This is a genomic window from Inhella inkyongensis, assembly GCF_005952805.1.
Classification (GTDB): Bacteria; Pseudomonadota; Gammaproteobacteria; order Burkholderiales; family Burkholderiaceae_C; genus Inhella; species Inhella inkyongensis.
On the sequence record NZ_CP040709.1, the window covers coordinates 276,810 to 292,584 of the forward strand.

The 15,775-nt window shown below is 67.1% G+C and carries 18 protein-coding genes; 13 read left to right on the forward strand and 5 right to left on the reverse strand.

What is annotated here, in order from left to right; all coding sequences use genetic code 11:
* The first annotated feature begins 13 nt into the window (after nt 1-13).
* The 7 genes from FF090_RS01435 (at nt 14) to mobB (ending at nt 6,363) form a co-directional block, all read left to right on the forward strand.
* On the forward strand, nt 14-325 hold the full coding sequence (locus tag FF090_RS01435) for a chaperone NapD (RefSeq protein WP_138855040.1): 312 nt from the start codon (nt 14-16) through the stop codon (nt 323-325).
* 100 nt (nt 326-425) lie between these two features.
* Nucleotides 426-2,963 (forward strand): nitrate reductase catalytic subunit NapA, encoded by a 2,538-nt coding sequence (gene napA / locus FF090_RS01440; RefSeq protein WP_138855041.1) that lies wholly within the window; start codon nt 426-428, stop codon nt 2,961-2,963.
* A gap of 7 nt (nt 2,964-2,970) precedes the next feature.
* Nucleotides 2,971-3,774, forward strand: a complete 804-nt coding sequence (gene napG / locus FF090_RS01445; RefSeq protein WP_138855042.1) for a ferredoxin-type protein NapG — start codon at nt 2,971-2,973, stop codon at nt 3,772-3,774.
* Nucleotides 3,771-4,625 carry a quinol dehydrogenase ferredoxin subunit NapH gene (gene napH / locus FF090_RS01450; RefSeq protein WP_138855043.1) on the forward strand — a complete coding sequence of 285 codons (855 nt, stop codon included), beginning with the start codon at nt 3,771-3,773 and terminating at the stop codon, nt 4,623-4,625. Before napG ends, napH begins: the two co-directional genes overlap by 4 nt.
* 4 nt (nt 4,626-4,629) lie before the next feature.
* Nucleotides 4,630-5,121 (forward strand): nitrate reductase cytochrome c-type subunit, encoded by a 492-nt coding sequence (locus FF090_RS01455; protein WP_217503013.1) that lies wholly within the window; start codon nt 4,630-4,632, stop codon nt 5,119-5,121.
* A 10-nt stretch (nt 5,122-5,131) separates the two neighbouring features.
* Complete coding sequence (locus FF090_RS01460; protein WP_246071487.1) at nt 5,132-5,800, forward strand: NapC/NirT family cytochrome c; 669 nt, start codon at nt 5,132-5,134, stop codon at nt 5,798-5,800.
* A gap of 65 nt (nt 5,801-5,865) precedes the next feature.
* Complete coding sequence (gene mobB, locus FF090_RS01465; RefSeq protein WP_138855044.1) at nt 5,866-6,363, forward strand: molybdopterin-guanine dinucleotide biosynthesis protein B; 498 nt, start codon at nt 5,866-5,868, stop codon at nt 6,361-6,363.
* On the opposite strand, the gene FF090_RS01470 is transcribed toward mobB, so the two are convergent.
* The gene (locus tag FF090_RS01470) at nt 6,357-7,160 is read right to left on the reverse strand and encodes a substrate-binding periplasmic protein (protein WP_138855045.1); all 804 of its coding nucleotides are present in this window, start codon (nt 7,158-7,160) and stop codon (nt 6,357-6,359) included. The two genes, mobB and FF090_RS01470, sit on opposite strands and share 7 nt — an antisense overlap.
* A 12-nt stretch (nt 7,161-7,172) precedes the next feature.
* The gene (locus FF090_RS01475; protein WP_138855046.1) at nt 7,173-7,847 is read right to left on the reverse strand and encodes a DUF4197 domain-containing protein; all 675 of its coding nucleotides are present in this window, start codon (nt 7,845-7,847) and stop codon (nt 7,173-7,175) included.
* A gap of 68 nt (nt 7,848-7,915) precedes the next feature.
* On the opposite strand from FF090_RS01475, the gene FF090_RS01480 reads away from it, so the two are divergent.
* From FF090_RS01480 to FF090_RS01495, 4 genes are all read left to right on the forward strand, one after another.
* Complete coding sequence (locus FF090_RS01480; RefSeq protein WP_138855047.1) at nt 7,916-8,887, forward strand: hypothetical protein; 972 nt, start codon at nt 7,916-7,918, stop codon at nt 8,885-8,887.
* Between the two features lie 132 nt (nt 8,888-9,019).
* Nucleotides 9,020-9,292 (forward strand): BTH_I0359 family protein, encoded by a 273-nt coding sequence (locus FF090_RS01485; protein ID WP_138855048.1) that lies wholly within the window; start codon nt 9,020-9,022, stop codon nt 9,290-9,292.
* 212 nt (nt 9,293-9,504) lie between these two features.
* Nucleotides 9,505-10,062 (forward strand): DUF2087 domain-containing protein, encoded by a 558-nt coding sequence (locus tag FF090_RS01490; protein WP_138855049.1) that lies wholly within the window; start codon nt 9,505-9,507, stop codon nt 10,060-10,062.
* Between the two features lie 56 nt (nt 10,063-10,118).
* Nucleotides 10,119-11,075, forward strand: a complete 957-nt coding sequence (locus tag FF090_RS01495) for a DMT family transporter (RefSeq protein WP_138858253.1) — start codon at nt 10,119-10,121, stop codon at nt 11,073-11,075.
* On the opposite strand, the gene FF090_RS01500 is transcribed toward FF090_RS01495, so the two are convergent.
* The 3 genes from FF090_RS01500 to recG are packed head-to-tail and all read right to left on the reverse strand — an operon-like array spanning nt 11,044 to nt 14,554.
* Complete coding sequence (locus FF090_RS01500) at nt 11,044-11,409, reverse strand: hypothetical protein (protein WP_138855050.1); 366 nt, start codon at nt 11,407-11,409, stop codon at nt 11,044-11,046. The genes FF090_RS01495 and FF090_RS01500 overlap by 32 nt on opposite strands.
* A 44-nt stretch (nt 11,410-11,453) precedes the next feature.
* Nucleotides 11,454-12,509: an asparaginase gene (locus tag FF090_RS01505; RefSeq protein ID WP_138855051.1), complete on the reverse strand. Its 1,056-nt coding sequence runs from the start codon at nt 12,507-12,509 to the stop codon at nt 11,454-11,456.
* A 2-nt stretch (nt 12,510-12,511) separates the two neighbouring features.
* Nucleotides 12,512-14,554 (reverse strand): ATP-dependent DNA helicase RecG, encoded by a 2,043-nt coding sequence (gene recG / locus FF090_RS01510; RefSeq protein ID WP_138855052.1) that lies wholly within the window; start codon nt 14,552-14,554, stop codon nt 12,512-12,514.
* 62 nt (nt 14,555-14,616) lie between these two features.
* Here recG and FF090_RS01515 point away from each other — a divergent pair, with 62 nt between their 5' ends.
* On the forward strand, nt 14,617-15,243 hold the full coding sequence (locus FF090_RS01515) for a hypothetical protein (RefSeq protein WP_138855053.1): 627 nt from the start codon (nt 14,617-14,619) through the stop codon (nt 15,241-15,243).
* Nucleotides 15,244-15,313: 70 nt separating this feature from the next.
* Entirely contained in the window at nt 15,314-15,775 is a 462-nt protein-coding gene (locus FF090_RS01520) for a YybH family protein (RefSeq protein WP_138855054.1), read from the forward strand.

A 15,775-nucleotide genomic window follows, 5' to 3' on the forward strand; every position in this document is an offset into this window, starting at 1 on the left:
GCAGGAGTATTCGATGTCCGTCTTAGGTGTGGTGTTGCGTGCGCTGCCGCCCAGCCTGCCGGCTTTGCTGCCCAAGCTGCTGGCCGAGCCGGGGGTGGATATCACCCACAACCCGGGGGATGGCCGTTTGGTGCTGGTGATCGAAGACACAGTCCAGGGCTCTGCCGCAGCGACCCTGGGCCGCATCGCCGTGCTGCCCGAACTGCTCTCCAGCACCCTGGTCTACGAGTACTCCGGCCCCGACGCTCCGGCCCCAGAGGGCCATCACGGCGGCCATTTGGACTGGCGTCGCGATCTAACGGAGTTGGACGCCACAAGACCTTGAACTGCTTCAAGGCAAACGCAGTCCCCTTCCCCGAGCATTCCCCCATAGAACTCTGTCAACCCATCGTGCCGGCGACCGCCGCCGTGCCAGGAGCAACAAGATGGAAGCCAACCGTCGCGACTTTCTGAAGACCCAGGCCGCCACCAGCGCGGCCGCCGCAGCTGGCATCGTGCCCATCCTGCCGGCCCAGGCTGCGCCGGGCGACAGCGCGGTGCGCTGGGACAAGGCGCCCTGCCGTTTCTGCGGCACCGGCTGCGCGGTGGTGGTGGGGGTGCAGGACGGCAAGGTGGTGGCCACCCAGGGCGACCCCGAGTCGGCCGTGAACCGGGGGCTGAACTGCATCAAGGGCTATTTCCTGTCCAAGATCATGTACGGGCAGGACCGCCTGACCACGCCGCTGCTGCGCAAGAAGAACGGCGTCTATGACAAGGAAGGCGACTTCGTGCCCGTGGGTTGGGACGAGGCCTTCGACATCATGGCCGCCAAATGGAAAGAGGCCATCAAGACCGACGGCCCCAATTCGGTGGCGATGTTCGGCTCCGGCCAGTGGACGATCTGGGAAGGTTATGCCGCCTCCAAGCTGTGGAAGGCGGGCTTCCGCACCAACAACATCGACCCGAACGCGCGCCACTGCATGGCCTCGGCCGTGGCCGGTTTCATGCGCACCTTCGGCATCGATGAGCCCATGGGCTGCTACGACGACATCGAGCAGGCCGATGCCTTCGTGCTCTGGGGCAGCAATATGGCCGAGATGCACCCCATCCTGTGGACCCGCATCACCGACCGCCGCCTGAGCCACCCGGAGACCAAGGTGGCCGTGCTCTCGACCTTCGAGCACCGCAGCTTCGATCTGGCCGATCAGCCCATGATCTTCAAGCCGCAGACCGATCTGGCCATCCTGAACTACATCGCCCACTACATCATCAAGTCGGGCAAGGTGAACCAGGACTTCGTCAAGAAGCACGTCAACTTCAAGAAGGGTGAGACCGACATCGGCTATGGCCTGCGCCCGGCCCATGCGCTGGAAAAGGATGCCAAGAGCAATGGCTACCCCGGCGCCGATGGCAAGCCCAAGGGCAACCCGGGCGATGCCAAACCCATGACCTTCGACGAGTTCGCCAAATTCGTCAGCGAGTACACCGCCGAGAAGGTCAGCGAGATCTCGGGCGTGCCGGTCAAGCAGTTGGAGGACCTGGCCAAGCTCTACGCCGACCCCAAGGTCAAGGTGATGAGCTTCTGGACCATGGGCTTCAACCAGCACACGCGCGGCACCTGGGCCAACAACATGGTCTACAACATTCACCTGTTGACCGGCAAGATCAGCCAGCCGGGCAACAGCCCCTTCAGCCTGACCGGCCAGCCCAGCGCCTGCGGCACGGCCCGTGAGGTGGGTACTTTTGCCCACCGCCTGCCGGCCGACATGGTGGTGACCAACCCCGAGCACCGCAAGCACACCGAAGAGATCTGGGCGCTGCCGGAAGGCACCTTGCCCGACAAGATCGGCCTGCACGCCGTGGCCCAGAGCCGCGCGCTCAAGGACGGCAAGATCAAGTGCTATTGGGTGACGACCAACAACAATATGCAGGCCGGGCCGAACATCAACGGCGAGATGCTGCCGGGCTGGCGCAATCCCAAGGCCTTCGTGGTAGTCAGCGACGCCTACCCCACGGCCAGCGCGATGGCCGCCGACCTGATCCTGCCCGCCGCCATGTGGGTCGAGAAGGAAGGCGCCTTCGGTAACGCCGAGCGCCGCACCCAGTTCTGGCGCCAGCAGGTGAGCGCACCGGGCCAGGCCAAGAGCGATCTGTGGCAGTTCATGGAGTTCAGCCGCCGCTTCAAGATGGAAGAGGTGTGGCCCGCCGAGCTGCTGGCCAAGAAGCCCGAGTACAAGGGCAAGACTCTGTTCGATGTGCTCTACAAGAATGCCAAGACCAGCAAGTACACGCTGGCCGACATGGGCAAGGTCAATGGCAAGTACATCAAGGACTATGTCAACGACGAGAGCAAGGCCTACGGCTTCTACGTGCAGAAGGGGCTCTTCGAGGAGTACGCCGAGTTCGGTCGCGGCCATGGTCACGATCTCGCGCCCTTTGACACCTATCACGAGGTGCGCGGCCTGCGCTGGCCAGTGGTGGACGGCAAGGAAACCCTGTGGCGCTTCCGCGAGGGCTATGACCCCTATGTGAAGAAGGGCGAGAACGTGAAGTTCTACGGCCACAAGGATGGCAAGGCCGTGATCTTTGCGCTGCCCTACCAGCCGGCCGCCGAGAGCCCGGACAAGGAATACGACCTGTGGCTGTGCACCGGTCGCGTGCTGGAGCACTGGCACACCGGCACCATGACGCGCCGTGTGCCCGAGCTGCACCGCGCCGTGCCTGAGGCCTTGCTCTATATGCACCCGGACGATGCCAAGGCACGCGGCTTGCAGCGCGGCATGAAGGTCAAAGTGGCCTCGCGCCGTGGCGAGATCCAGTGCCAGGTCGAGACCAAGGGTCGCAACAAGGTGCCGCGCGGGCTGATCTTTGTGCCCTTCTTTGACGAGGGTCGTCTGGTCAACAAGCTGACCCTGGACGCCACCTGCCCGATCTCGAAAGAGACGGACTTCAAGAAGTGCGCCGTGAAGGTCACCAAGGCCTGACCTTGCCATGAGCCTCAGCCGCCGTAACCTGCTGCAAGGTGCCTCGGGTGCCGCCACCGCCTGCCTGATGGCCGGCGGTGCGGCCCTGGTTGCGCACCCGGCGCAGGCGCGGCCGGCCCAGGCCCTGCGGCCGCCCGGTGCCCTGCCGGAGGCCGACTTCCTGGCCGCCTGCGTGCGCTGCGGCCTGTGCGTGCGCGATTGCCCGCCGCACAACCTGCGTCTGAGCGAGTTCGGTGATGGCGTGGGCCGCGATGTGGCCATCGGGACGCCCTATTTCGTCGCCCGCGACATTCCCTGCGAGATGTGCGAGGACCTGCCTTGCGTAAAGGCCTGTCCGACCGGCGCGCTGGACCCCGCGCTGCAGCAGATCGAGAAGGCGCAGATGGGCCTGGCCGTGCTCATCGATCACGAAAGCTGCCTGAACTTCCTGGGCCTGCGCTGCGACGTTTGCTACCGCGTCTGTCCGGTGATTGACGAGGCCATCACGTTGGAAAAGGTCAGCAATCCGCGCAGCGACCGCCACGCGATGCTGTTGCCCACCGTGCATGCCGAGGCCTGCACCGGTTGCGGCAAGTGCGAGAAGAGCTGTGTGTTGGAGCAGGCCGCCATCAAGGTGTTGCCGCGCGAGCTGGCACAGGGCCAGCTGGGTGGGCACTACCGCAAGGGCTGGGAGGCCGAGAACCGGGGCTTCCAGCCGCAGTTCAATCTGCCCACCCAGCGCCTGCCCGAGCAGGCCGTGCCGGGTGATCTGGCACCGCTGCGCAGTGGCGCCGAGCCCTATGCCCGCGCGGCCTCGGAGGCCCAGCGATGAGCGCAGCCGTGCTGCAGGTTTCGGCGACTGCCAACCGGGGTGTGCGTGCCTGGCGTTGGCTGCTGCTGCGCCGGCTCAGCCAGCTGGCCGTCTTTGTGCTCTTCCTGCTCGGCCCCTGGGCCGGGGTGTGGATCGTCAAGGGCAATCTGAGCAGCAGCATGACCCTGGGCGTGCTGCCGCTGACCGACCCCTTTGTGTTGGCGCAGACCCTGTTCGCCCGCCACGCACCCGAAGCCACCGCCCTGATCGGTGCGGCCATCGTGCTGGCCTTCTACGGTCTGTTGGCCGGCCGCGCCTTTTGTGCCTGGGTCTGCCCGGTCAATGTCGTGACCGATGCCGCCGCCTGGTTGCGCCGTCGTTTCAAGCTGAGCGGCGGACGCAGCCCCAACCGCCAGCTGCGCTATTGGTTGCTGGGCGCCGTGCTGCTGGCCAGCGCCGCCAGCGGCCAGGCAGTGTGGGAAGCGGTCAACCCGGTTTCGCTGACCCAGCGCGCCCTGATCTTCGGTGGCAGCCTGGCCTGGGGTGCCACAGCGGCGGTCTTTCTGTTCGATCTGCTGGTGGCACCGCGCGGCTGGTGCGGCCATGTCTGCCCGATGGGCGCGGCCTATTCGCTGATCGGCTCCAAGCCGCTGCTGCGCGTGGCGGCTACGCATTCAAGCGCCTGCGATGACTGCGGTGACTGCTATGCCGTCTGTCCTGAGCCCCAGGTGCTGGTGGCGCCGCTCAAGGCCAAGGACGGGGCCGGCCCCGTCATCACCGCGCGCGAGTGCACGGCCTGTGGCCGCTGCGCCGATGTTTGCCATACCGATGTACTTCGATTCACCCACCGCTTCGACACAAGAAGGGACTGACACCATGAGAGTTCCCGCAAAACTCAAACTCGCCGCCAAAGACATCGCCAAAGTGGTGCTGGCTCTTTCCATGTTCGCCATCGGCGTGGACCAGGCCCGCGCGGCCGACCCCAAGCCGGCCGAGACCGTCAAGCTGCAAAGCCTGCGCCAGGGCACGCCGCTGAACCAGGACAACCCGCCGGCCAACCACCGCCAGGAACGCGACCACCCGGTGGGGGATCGCGACTTCGTGCAGATGCCGCCCCTGGTGCCGCACACCATCAGTGGCTACCAGATCACCAAAAACTTCAACAAGTGCATGGATTGCCATGCCTGGCAGAAGACCAAAGAGAGCGGTGCCACCAAGATCAGCGTGACCCATTTCAAGACCCGCGAGGGGGTGGAGTTGGATTCGGTGAGTCCACGGCGCTACTTCTGCACCCAGTGCCATGTGCCGCAGAGCGATGCCAAGCCACTTGTAGCAAATACCTACGAACGTGCCAAAGGCATGAAGTGAGGATGCGGCCATGAAAGCGCTCATCCAACGCCTGTGGGCCTATGCCCACACCAAGCAGTTCTGGATCCTGGCTGCAGCCTTTGTCGGCGGCATCGTGTTCTGGGGTGGTTTCAATACCGCCATGGAATGGACCAACCGCGAGGCCTTCTGCATCTCCTGCCATGAGATGGAGAAAAACGTCTTCGAGGAGTACCGAAACACCATCCACTACCAGAACCGCACCGGCGTGCGGGCGACCTGCCCGGACTGCCATGTGCCCAAGGAGTGGGGCCCCAAGATGTGGCGCAAGATCCAGGCCTCCAACGAGGTGCTGCACAAGATCCTGGGCTCCATCGACACGCCGGAGAAATTCAACGCCAAGCGGGCGGTGCTGGCCGAGCATGAGTGGGACCGGATGAAGAGCACCGACAGCCGCGAATGCCGTAACTGTCATAACTTCAGCTACATGGACTACGCCGAGCAGAACAGCCGCGCCGCCACGCGCCACCAAGTGGCCTTCACGGCCGGCCAGACCTGCATCGACTGCCACAAGGGCATCGCCCACACCCTGCCGCCGATTTCTCAGCCGATCGGAGCCCACAAGGCGGGCGAGGTGGAGCTGCCTTCGACGGCGCCCGCCAAGCCGCCAGCGAGCAGCAGTGAGGCGGCCAGCGAGGCCGCACCGGCCGGCTCGCACTGAGCATCGCCTCAATCTTTCTTGGGCCCCGCAGAATCCGGGGCCCTTTTTCTTGGCTGGGACGCAGGATGAAAGTGTTTGGCATCGCCGGTCACTCCGGCATGGGCAAGACCACCTTGTTGGAAAAGCTCTTGGCCGAGTTCGGTCGGCGCGGCTTGCGCGTTTCGCTGATCAAGCACAGCCACAAGGACATCGAAGTTGACCGGCCCGGCAAGGACAGCTGGCGTCTGCGCGAATCCGGGGCGCAGGAGGTGCTGCTGCTGGGTGCCTCACGCTGGGCTCTGATGCACGAGTTGCGCGGCGACGCCGAGCCCTCGCTGGCCTACCTGCTCAGTCGAATCCAGCCCTGCGATCTGGTGCTGGTGGAGGGCTTCAAGAGCGGTGACTTCCCCAAGCTGGAGGTCTGGCGCCTTGAAGGTGGCAAACCGCCGCTGTGGCCCGAGTGGCCGGGCATCACTGCCATCGCTGGCGATGGCCCGCCGCTGGCCGATGCGCCCGCCTGGCTGGATCTGCACGATGTGCCGCGTCTGGCCGACTGGGTGCTGGCCCACGCCAGTGCCTACTGAGCTTCCGGCGTCTCCACGCGGGAGCGCTCCAGCAGGGCGCGGTAGGCAGCCGACTCCCGCACCGTGGCCACATCGGCCCATAGTTTGTTGAGCAGGGCCGGGTCGCGCGCGGACAACTGCCAGCTGGCGGCCAAAAAGTAGGGGCGTGGCGCCAGGGGCGGGTCGAGCAGGCGCAGCCGGGCGGCCAAGCCGGGTTCGTCGCGCCAGAACTGCTGCAGCTCGGTGTGCAGCAGCAGGGCCACCGGCACTTGGCCGCGCAGCAGATGCTCCAGCACCCCTTGCGTGGTGCGGGCCCGCTCCTCGGGCTCAAAACCCAGGGCCTGGGCCAGCTTGACCGACGAAAAGCCCAGTTGCACCGCCATGCGCTGCGGCCCCTCCAACAGCAATCGTTCGCCATCCCAGCGCGCCGCTTGACTGGCCCGGACCACCAACTGGTATTGGTCTGAGCGAACGGCCCGGGCAGCATCGGGCTGATCGCCGGTCATGGGATAGCGGAGGACTTGGGCCCGCTCGGCGGTATGGCTGGCACCCATGACGAGATCGACCTGACCGCTCTGCGCCTCCACCATGCAGCGCTTCCAGGGGCGAAGCCGCCATTGCAGATCCCAGCCGCGGGTCGCCAACAGCTCCAAAAACTCGAACTCCAAACCCTTGCCACTCAGCCGACCGTCGGGGGCGGCCAGGCGCCAGGGGGTGTGCGGGGTTTCGTCGATGCAGACCTGCAGCACGCCGGTGCCGGCCGCTTGTGCCGCACCCGCCAGCGCCAGACCGAGAAGGCAGAGCGAACGCCGGTCCATGGCGCCGGCCGCTCAGTGCGATCCAAAAATCTTCTTGAGCAGGGCACTGCCCGTGCCCACCGGGTCCTGGCGAATCTTCTTTTCCTCTTCGCCGATGACCCAGTACAAGCCGTCCAGCGCCTTGCGTGTCACATAGCTCTGGATATTGGCGTCCTCGTCCTTCACCAGGCCCAGACCCTGGGCCTTGCCGGCCACGGCGTTGTACTTCTCGGCCAGGCTCTCTTTCTCGGTGGCGCGGGTGACGATGGGCAGAAAGCGTTCGGTGAGCGGGCTGCGGGTCTTGGTCTCGAAGAACCGTGTCACCGCATCGTCGCCTCGACCGCGCACCAGCTCGATGGCATCCTCGACCGAGAGCTTCTTGACGGTCTGAACCAGTACCTCGCGAGCCTGTGGCACGGCCGCCTCGGCGGCGCGGTTCATGGCCAGCACCAGGGCGTCGACGCGCTTTCCCTGGCCGGTGGCCTTGAGCAATTTGGCGGCGCTTTTGAGCGCTCCCGGCAGCTCGATGCGCAGGGTCGGGTGGCCCATGAAGCCGTCGGTGCGACCCAGCAGGCCCACGGCCGCCAGCGCCCCGCGCTCCAGCGCCGCGCGCACACCGCCGGCGGCGTCGGTCTCGCTGAAGGACAGGGCCTGGGCCTGGGTGACCCACAGGCCCAGGGGGGCAAGCATCCATTGGCGTCTGTCCATGGTGGCTCCGGCTCTTTGATAAGGTGCGGGCGCCCATGCGCCGCTTGCCCTTCGATTCTGCCGCCCTGATGCGACCTTTGCTGCCCTGGCTGCTGGCCAGCGTGGGCCTGCACGCACTTTGGTTGGCCGAGCTGCCGCAGCCGGCGCCCGCACGAATCACCCCGGCTGGCCTGCAGGTTCAGCTGCGCCCCGCCTTGCCGCTGGCCGCCGCGTCGCCGGGTGCCGTCCAGCAGGCGAAGCCTCAGGCCAGGGCGGCCCAGGCACTGTCCGAGGCACGCTCCCAACCGCAGTCACAGTCGGTCGAGGACCGCGCCCTGACTCCGACGCCTGCGCGACCCTTGGCCGAGGTGATGGCGGCTATCGAGGCGGATGCCGGCGGGGTGCTGTCGCGGCCCTTCGACACCTCCGCCCCGCCGGCCAATCTGCATTGGCGCTACCGCCTGCAAACGGCGGAAGGCGAAGGCGTGGCTGAGCTGAGCTGGGAGCAGGACGGCGAGCACTACCGGGCCAGCTTGTTGCGTCGCGTGGGCGCGCGCGAACTGCCGCAATGGCAGTCCAGTGGCCGGCTGGTGGACTGGGGCTTGCAGCCGCTGCGTTTTGAGCATCTGCGCAATGGTCGGGTTCGCGAGGCCTTGAGTTTTGAGCCCGAGACTGCCCAGCTCTGGCATTCGGCCCGCACGGAGGCCCGCCATCTGCCCGACGCCACACAGGATCGATTGAGCTGGATCCTGCAACTGGCGGCCTGGCTGAATGGGCGCGCCTGGCATGCCGAGGAGCTGCAGGTTGACCTCTGGATCGTGGGGTGGCGCGGAGAGCCCCAGCATTGGGAATTTGTGCCGCAGCGGAACGCGCCGCAAGACGGCCTGCTGCATTTGCGCGGCCGACGCGGCTTTGGGGCGCATGAGATCGAGGTCTGGCTGGACCCGAATCGCGAGTACCTGCCGGTGCGCCTGCTACACGCCATCGACGGTGAACCCCGCAGCGAGTGGCAGTTCGAGGCCGATCTGACCCCAGCCCCCGGCGCATCGGCGCCGCCGTGAACAAAAACCGACCCGGACGCCGAAGTTTTTGACCAAACGGTCCGATAAAGCCGGACGGCATGCCAAGATGGGCTCGCCGTCAAGCCCTTGAAACGGCCCAAAGCACCCGCAATTTGGCACGAGGAGGACCCCATGCACCTGCTCTACCAGTCCGACAGCTACATCGTCGTGCAGTTTGATGTACCCGTTCCCGAGGGCGCGCGCGATGAGCGGCAGCTCTCTCGCGGTGGCTTCGAGATCGTCGACAAGTTCGCCCGCAAGGAGATCTTCATCGAGGGCGCGCTGGCCCAGCAATTCCAGGAAGGTGTGGAAGCGCTGAGCGAAGGCGATCCCAGCGAAGAGGAGTACGACGACTTCATCGAGCGCTTTGCCAATCTCTCGCAGACGCCGGTGCTGATGCACTGAATCACGGGGCGCTCTGGCGCCCCGTCTTGCTTTAGGATCGCCTGCGGTCGGCAGTTCACCCAGGCGTTGCCGCGCGTTCTCGGACGCGAGCTAAACCTGCCCCAATCCTTGGAATCGGCTTGCCCATGCGTTCTTCACTGCATGTGCCAGCTGGAAGCCGGCAACCCCCAGCGTCCCTTGCACCGGGTCATGCACATGCTCTGGAGTCGTCCATGAGCCAAGCTTCTCTTTCCTTCGTCGTTCAAGACGCCAGCGCCTTTGCGCGTGCCCTGGGCCGTGCATTGCGTGAGCGCGAGCAGCCGCCTTCGCATCTGGAATTGCTGAACCTGATCGCCCGCGCACAGGGCTTTCGCAATTTGCAGGCTCTGAAGGCCGCACTGGCCCCGGCACCCCACGCCCCGCTGGCCGTCGAGGACCGCCCCGAGCCCTTGCCTTTGAGCGAGGCGGCCCGCAAGGCGCTGATGCAGTTCGACAGCCGAGGGCGCCTGCTGCGATGGCCCACCAAGTTCAGCGTGCAGCGCTTGGCCATGTGGTTGCTGTGGCAGCACTTTGATGCACGCCGGGTGTACAGCGAGCGCGAGGTCAACGAGGCCCTGAACCGGCTGCACCAGTTTGGCGATCCCGCCACGCTGCGGCGTGAGCTCATCAACCACAAGCTGTTCAGCCGCACGCCCGATTGCCGCGAGTACCGCAAGCTGCCGGCGCGGCCCGATGAGGAGATACGCGCGCTGTTGCGTGCCTGGCGCTTGCAGCGGCGCGCCGTGGCTTGACGGAGGGCGAAGGGCGGCGTGCCAAGATGCCGCGCATGACCCAGCCTGTCTCTCCCTTGCTGACGGGCACCGGATTCGCACTGGCCGCCGGCCTGATGTGGGGCCTGGTGTTCGTGGCCCCCTTGCTGCTGCCCGAGTACCCGCCGGCCCTGTTGGCGGTGGGGCGTTACCTGGCCTTCGGTCTGATCTGCCTGCCGCTGGCGCGCATGGATTGGGCCGACTTGCGCGCGCTCAAGACGGCTGATTGGTGGGAAGCCGCCAAGCTCAGCGCCATCGGCAACTTCCTCTACTACCTGGCCTTGGCGGCCGCCATCCAATGGGCCGGAAATCCGCTGGTCAGCGCCATCATCGGCACCTTGCCCGTGGTGATTGCGGTGGTGTCCAACCGGCGCAATGCGGCGCGCGACGGGCATCTGCCCTGGCGGCGCCTGCTGCCCTCGCTGCTGGCCATTGCGCTGGGCCTGGCCTGCGTGAACCAGACCGAATTGGCCGCGCTCGGCCAGGGTGATGTGGCGCGCTATGCGCAGGGCGCGGCCATCGCGCTCCTGGCACTGGCTTGCTGGACCTGGTATCCGATCCGCAACGCCGACTGGCTGCGCGCGCATGCGGACCGCAGCCCGCGGGCCTGGGCCACCGCCCAGGGCCTGGTGACCCTGCCCATGGCCCTTCTGGGGCTGGCGGTGCTGGCCTTGTGGCAAGGCCTGCCGGGGATGCCGGCGGATGTGAGCTTGCCCCTGGGGCCGCGGCCGCTCGCCTTCATGGGGCTCATGCTGGCGATGGGGCTGCTGGCCAGTTGGGGCGGCACCCTGTGCTGGAACGAGGCCAGCCAGCGCCTGCCCACCGCGCTGGTCGGGCAGCTGATCGTGTTCGAGACCCTGGCTGCCTTGGCCTATGGCTATGGCCTGCGGGGCGCCTGGCCCGCCGGATTGGCGGTTCTGGGCATCGCGCTCCTGGTCTTGGGGGTCGTCTGGGCCTTGCGCGTCAAGCCGGTGGCGCAGGCACATCCGGGCTGAAGGCCGGTCTTTGCAAGGCCCACAGGGTGTAGACCCCCAGCACGGTACCCACGGGCAGCAGCGGCAGCTCCATCGCGGCGGCCGTCATCAGCAGGGTGCGGCCCCAAGGGGCGCCGCGCAGCAGACCGATGGCGCCGCCCACGCTCAAGCCCAGCCACAGCAAAGCCAGCAGCACCAGCAATGCGCCCAGCCAAGTCAAGCGCTGCGCCATCTCGCCCGGGGGCATCATCATCAAGATCGAGCCGCCGAAGATCAGGGCCAGCGCGCCCGCGACGATCAGCAGCAGGGCCAGCAAGAGATGGCCCCAGACGGCCAGGCGCAGAGGAAAGCTCATGCCGGCATTGTTGGGGCCGGTCTGCGCGGGGGACTTGATGTGGATCAGCCCCGAGCCAGGGGCCCGAGGGCTTGGCGCAGGGCTGGCGTGGCCGCCAGTCGCCCCACCAGGCGCTGATTCCAGTTGCGCAGGCTCAGCTCGCTGTGGCGCTGCAGCAGCGCCTGGTCGGCATCGTTCAGCGGCAATGCGGCCTGCACCACGGCGGCCAACACCACTTCGACGGCCCGGGCGGTGTTGCCGTCGTCCATCTTGATGGCCAGGCCCCAGCCGCGTTCGGGCAGGGCGGCGCAGTACACCCCTTCAGCGCCCACCTTGCAAAACAAGCGCTCGCCCAGGGCTTGCATCAACACGGTGTCCAGTCGGTTCGTACCCGCCACATGAAAGGGCTGCGCGGCAACGGCCCGGCGCAGGCGCTGGGCGGCCTGCGCGTGGTCGGTGCTCAGACCTTGGCCGGTACCCAGGCGCGCGAAGCCCAGCGCCAGCTGGCGAAGCGGGATGGCGTAGGTGGGGATGGAGCAGCCGTCGATGCCGACCGGCGCCCGGCTCAGATCGGTGGCGGTGGCGGCCGCCAACGCGGCCGTGACCTCGCGCATCACCGGGTGCTCGGGCTCCACATAGCCGCGCAGGAACTGGCGTCGGTCCGCCTCGCCCGCCAGCACGCAGCCCAGGCAGACAAAGCCGGCGTGCTTGCCCGAGCAGTTGTTGTGCAAGGCCGTGGGCGTTTCGCCGCGTGCGCCCATGGCAGCAATCTGCGCCTCGCCACGCGGCCAGTGGGCGCCGCACTCCAGCACCTCGGCTTCCAGACCCAGCTTGGTCAGCAGGCCGGCCGTGGTGGCCACATGGGCCGGCTCGCCGCCGTGCGAGGCGCAGGCCTGGGCCAACTCGGCATCGCTGAGCGCAAAGCGCTCGGCTGCGCCGCTGGCCACCAGGGGCAGTGCCTGCAGGGCCTTGACGGCAGAGCGCGGAAAGATCGCGCGCTCGATGTCGCCCAGGCCCAGCACCAGAGCCCCGTCGGCATCCACCACCGCGAGCGCGCCGCGATGTTCGGACTCCACCGCCGGGCCGCGCCAGGCTTGCACCATCACCGGATTGAACGACATGCTCAAGCTTTCATCAGTTCGGCCCGGCCGCCCAGCCAGCGCTGCACATGGGCCTGTGCGGCGGCGGGGTGCTGGGCCAGCAGCTTGGGGGCGAGTGCGCGGGCAGCCACCAAGAGCGGGGCGTCGTCTTCCAGATCGGCAAATCGCAGCAGATCAGCGCCGCTCTGACGGTGGCCCATGAACTCGCCAGGGCCGCGGATGGCGAGATCGCGGCGCGCGATCTCGAAGCCGTCGGTGGTCTCGGCCATGGCCTTGAGGCGCTCGCGCCCGCTCTCGCTCAAGGGGCCGTTGTAGAGCAGCACGCAGACCGAGGCCGCGCTGCCCCGGCCGACGCGGCCGCGCAACTGGTGCAGCTGGGCCAGGCCGAAGCGCTCGGCATGTTCGATCACCATCAGGCTGGCATTGGGCACGTCCACGCCCACTTCGATCACCGTGGTGGCCACCAGCAGCGGCAGCTCGCCACTGGAAAAGCGCGCCATCACGGCGGCCTTCTCTTCGGCCTTCATGCGGCCGTGCAGCAGGCCCACGCGATCGTCTCCCAAGAGCTCGGCGAGCTCGGCGTGGGTGGCGGTGGCGGCCTGCAGATCGCTCTCTTCGCTTTCCTCGATCAAGGGACAGACCCAGTAGCTCTGCTTGCCCTGGCCGATTTCGTGCGCGATGCGCTCGATCACCTCATCGCGTTTGGCCAGCGCGAACACCTTGGTGACGATGGGGCTGCGCCCGGGCGGCAGCTCGTCCAGGGTGCTGACTTCCAGATCGGCGTAATAGCTCATCGCCAAGGTGCGCGGGATCGGGGTGGCGCTCATCATCAGCAGATGCGGCTCCAGCCCGCGTTCGGCCAGCTTGCGCCGCAGCGCCAGGCGCTGGGCCACGCCGAAGCGGTGCTGCTCATCCACGATCGCCAGGCCCAGCTGGGCGAATTGCACCTTGTCTTCGATCACCGCATGGGTGCCCACCACCAGCTGGGCCTCGCCGCTGGCCGCTTGCGCCAGCAAGGCCTCGCGCTTCTTGCCCTTCACGCTGCCGGTGATCCAGGCCACTCGCACGCCCAGCGGCTCCAGCCAGCCCACCAGCTTGCGCAGATGCTGCTCGGCCAGCAGCTCGGTGGGGGCCATCAACGCGCATTGCCAGCCGGCATCGATGCAGACACAGGCGGCCAGGGCGGCGACCACGGTCTTGCCCGAGCCCACATCGCCTTGCAGCAGGCGGTGGGTCGGGTGCTCGCTGGCCAGGTCGGCGGCGATTTCTTCACCGACGCGGCGCTGGGCCCCCGTCAGCTCAAACGGCAATGCGGCCAGCAGGCGCTCCACCAGGGCGGTGCCGCGCAGCACCGGCGCGCGGTGCTGAGCACGCAGGGCCTTGCTTTGCAACTGGCTGAGCTGCTGGGCCAGCAGTTCCTCAAACTTCAGACGCTGCCAAGCCGGGTGGCTGTGGTCTTCCAGCGTGGCGAGGCTGACGTTGGGCGCCGGGTGGTGCAGGAACTCCAGCGCTTGGCGCAGAGGCGGAAGCGTGCGTGGCAGCAGGGCGGCGGGCAGCAACTCGTCCAGCGGTGCGCGCGGCAGGGCGGCGGCGATGGCCTTGCGCAAATAGACCTGAGGCAGGCCGGCGCCGGCGGGGTAGACGGGGGTGAGGGCACTGGCCAGCGGCGTGTCGGCGTCCACGGGCTTGACCTGCGGATGCACCATCTCGCGCCCGAACAGGCCGCTGCGCAGCTCGCCACGCACCCGCAGACGCGCGCCCTCGGCCATCTGCTTCTGCTGGCTGGGGTAGAAGTTCAGGAAGCGCAGCTGCACCGAATCGCCGGCGTCGTCGCGCAGGCTCACCAGCAGCTGGCGGCGCCGGCGCGTCTCGATGTGGTTGCTCACCACCACGCCCTCGAACTGAATGGTCTCGCCATGGCGGGCCTGGCGCAGCGGCGTCAACCGCGTTTCGTCTTCATAGCGCAGCGGCAGGTGCAGGGCCAGGTCGATGGGGCGCAGCAGGCCCAGGCGCTCCATCGCCCGGCGCGGGCCGGAGGCAGGCTTGGGAGCGGGGGCGTCGGGCATGGCGGCGGATTGTGGCCAAGCTTTCCCTAAACTCGACCGCTTTGCAGTCAACGAGACAAGCCATGGAAGGACCAGAAGCCCATGCCCACCATCACGGCCACAGCGGGCATCGCTGGTTGGACATCGCCGCCGCCGGTTGCGCGATTGTGGTTTCGGTGATTTCGCTTTTCCTGGCCATCCACCATGGCCAGGTGATGAAGGAGATGGCGGATGCCAATGCGCGCATGGTCACCGCCACCTCGTGGCCGTGGGTCAGTACGGCCACGGGCAATATGACGGGACAAGGTGAATTCGCAATCACGCTGTCCGTGATGAACAAGGGCGTCGGCCCGGCTCGCATTCAGGGGATCGAAATGCGCTACGGCGACAAGGTGATCGCGAGCGCGCAGGAGTTGTTGAAGCTCTGTTGTGGCGACCCGCGTGAGGCCGGGCGGCGAGATTTTGTCGACATCACTTCGACGGTGAACGGTGAGGTGTTGGCCCCTGGTGAGCGCATTGAGATGCTGCGGGTGCCGCGCGAGGGGAGCAACCGAGAAGCTTGGGAGCTGTTGAACAAGGAGCGCTTCAAGGTGAAGACACGGGTTTGTTACTGTTCCGTCTTCGATGAATGTTGGATCACCCGTCCCGACGCGTCCGAGGTGGACAAGGTTCAGGCCTGCCCCGCTGACTGGAAAAAGTTCCAAGGTTGAGCCGCCATGACGGCTGGCTGAGGTAAGCCGCTGGCCTAGGCTCCGGACTTTTGTTCCCAGGAGCCTTGTCATGCCTGAGCGTCGCCATCTGCTGCTGGCCAGTGCCGGCTTGCCTCTGCTGGCCCAGGCCGGCCCTGCGTCCGCCTGGCTGGATGCGACCGAGCTGGCGCGCCGCACCGAGGCCTTGCGCAACGCGGAATTGGCCTTTGCTGCCAGCATGGCCGAGCGCAATTTCGCTGCTTTTCGCGCGGCGCTGGCCGAGGACTGCGTGTTCTTCAACAGTCGAAGTGAGCCCCTGATTGGCGCCGAACTTGTGTCGACGCAGTGGCAACGTTTCTACGAGGGCCCGAAGGCACCGTTCTCCTGGTCGCCGGACCAGGTGGTGGTACTGCCCAGCGGCGAGCTGGGCCGCAGCACCGGCCCGGTACGGGACCCCGAGGGCAAGGTCGTCCAGCGCTTTCAGTCGATCTGGAGGTGGCACGCCGATGGGGGTTGGCGCATCGTGTTTGACTTCGGCACGCCGGTGGCCTGA

Coding starts and splice junctions, on each gene's coding strand:
- FF090_RS01435 (WP_138855040.1), top strand. CDS start 14: ATGTCCGTCTTAGGTGTGGTGTTGCGTGCGCTGCCGCCCAGCCTGCCG.
- napA (WP_138855041.1), top strand. CDS start 426: ATGGAAGCCAACCGTCGCGACTTTCTGAAGACCCAGGCCGCCACCAGC.
- napG (WP_138855042.1), top strand. CDS start 2,971: ATGAGCCTCAGCCGCCGTAACCTGCTGCAAGGTGCCTCGGGTGCCGCC.
- napH (WP_138855043.1), top strand. CDS start 3,771: ATGAGCGCAGCCGTGCTGCAGGTTTCGGCGACTGCCAACCGGGGTGTG.
- FF090_RS01455 (WP_217503013.1), top strand. CDS start 4,630: ATGAGAGTTCCCGCAAAACTCAAACTCGCCGCCAAAGACATCGCCAAA.
- FF090_RS01460 (WP_246071487.1), top strand. CDS start 5,132: ATGAAAGCGCTCATCCAACGCCTGTGGGCCTATGCCCACACCAAGCAG.
- mobB (WP_138855044.1), top strand. CDS start 5,866: ATGAAAGTGTTTGGCATCGCCGGTCACTCCGGCATGGGCAAGACCACC.
- FF090_RS01470 (WP_138855045.1), bottom strand. CDS start 7,160: ATGGACCGGCGTTCGCTCTGCCTTCTCGGTCTGGCGCTGGCGGGTGCG.
- FF090_RS01475 (WP_138855046.1), bottom strand. CDS start 7,847: ATGGACAGACGCCAATGGATGCTTGCCCCCCTGGGCCTGTGGGTCACC.
- FF090_RS01480 (WP_138855047.1), top strand. CDS start 7,916: ATGCGACCTTTGCTGCCCTGGCTGCTGGCCAGCGTGGGCCTGCACGCA.
- FF090_RS01485 (WP_138855048.1), top strand. CDS start 9,020: ATGCACCTGCTCTACCAGTCCGACAGCTACATCGTCGTGCAGTTTGAT.
- FF090_RS01490 (WP_138855049.1), top strand. CDS start 9,505: ATGAGCCAAGCTTCTCTTTCCTTCGTCGTTCAAGACGCCAGCGCCTTT.
- FF090_RS01500 (WP_138855050.1), bottom strand. CDS start 11,409: ATGAGCTTTCCTCTGCGCCTGGCCGTCTGGGGCCATCTCTTGCTGGCC.
- FF090_RS01505 (WP_138855051.1), bottom strand. CDS start 12,509: ATGTCGTTCAATCCGGTGATGGTGCAAGCCTGGCGCGGCCCGGCGGTG.
- recG (WP_138855052.1), bottom strand. CDS start 14,554: ATGCCCGACGCCCCCGCTCCCAAGCCTGCCTCCGGCCCGCGCCGGGCG.
- FF090_RS01515 (WP_138855053.1), top strand. CDS start 14,617: ATGGAAGGACCAGAAGCCCATGCCCACCATCACGGCCACAGCGGGCAT.
- FF090_RS01520 (WP_138855054.1), top strand. CDS start 15,314: ATGCCTGAGCGTCGCCATCTGCTGCTGGCCAGTGCCGGCTTGCCTCTG.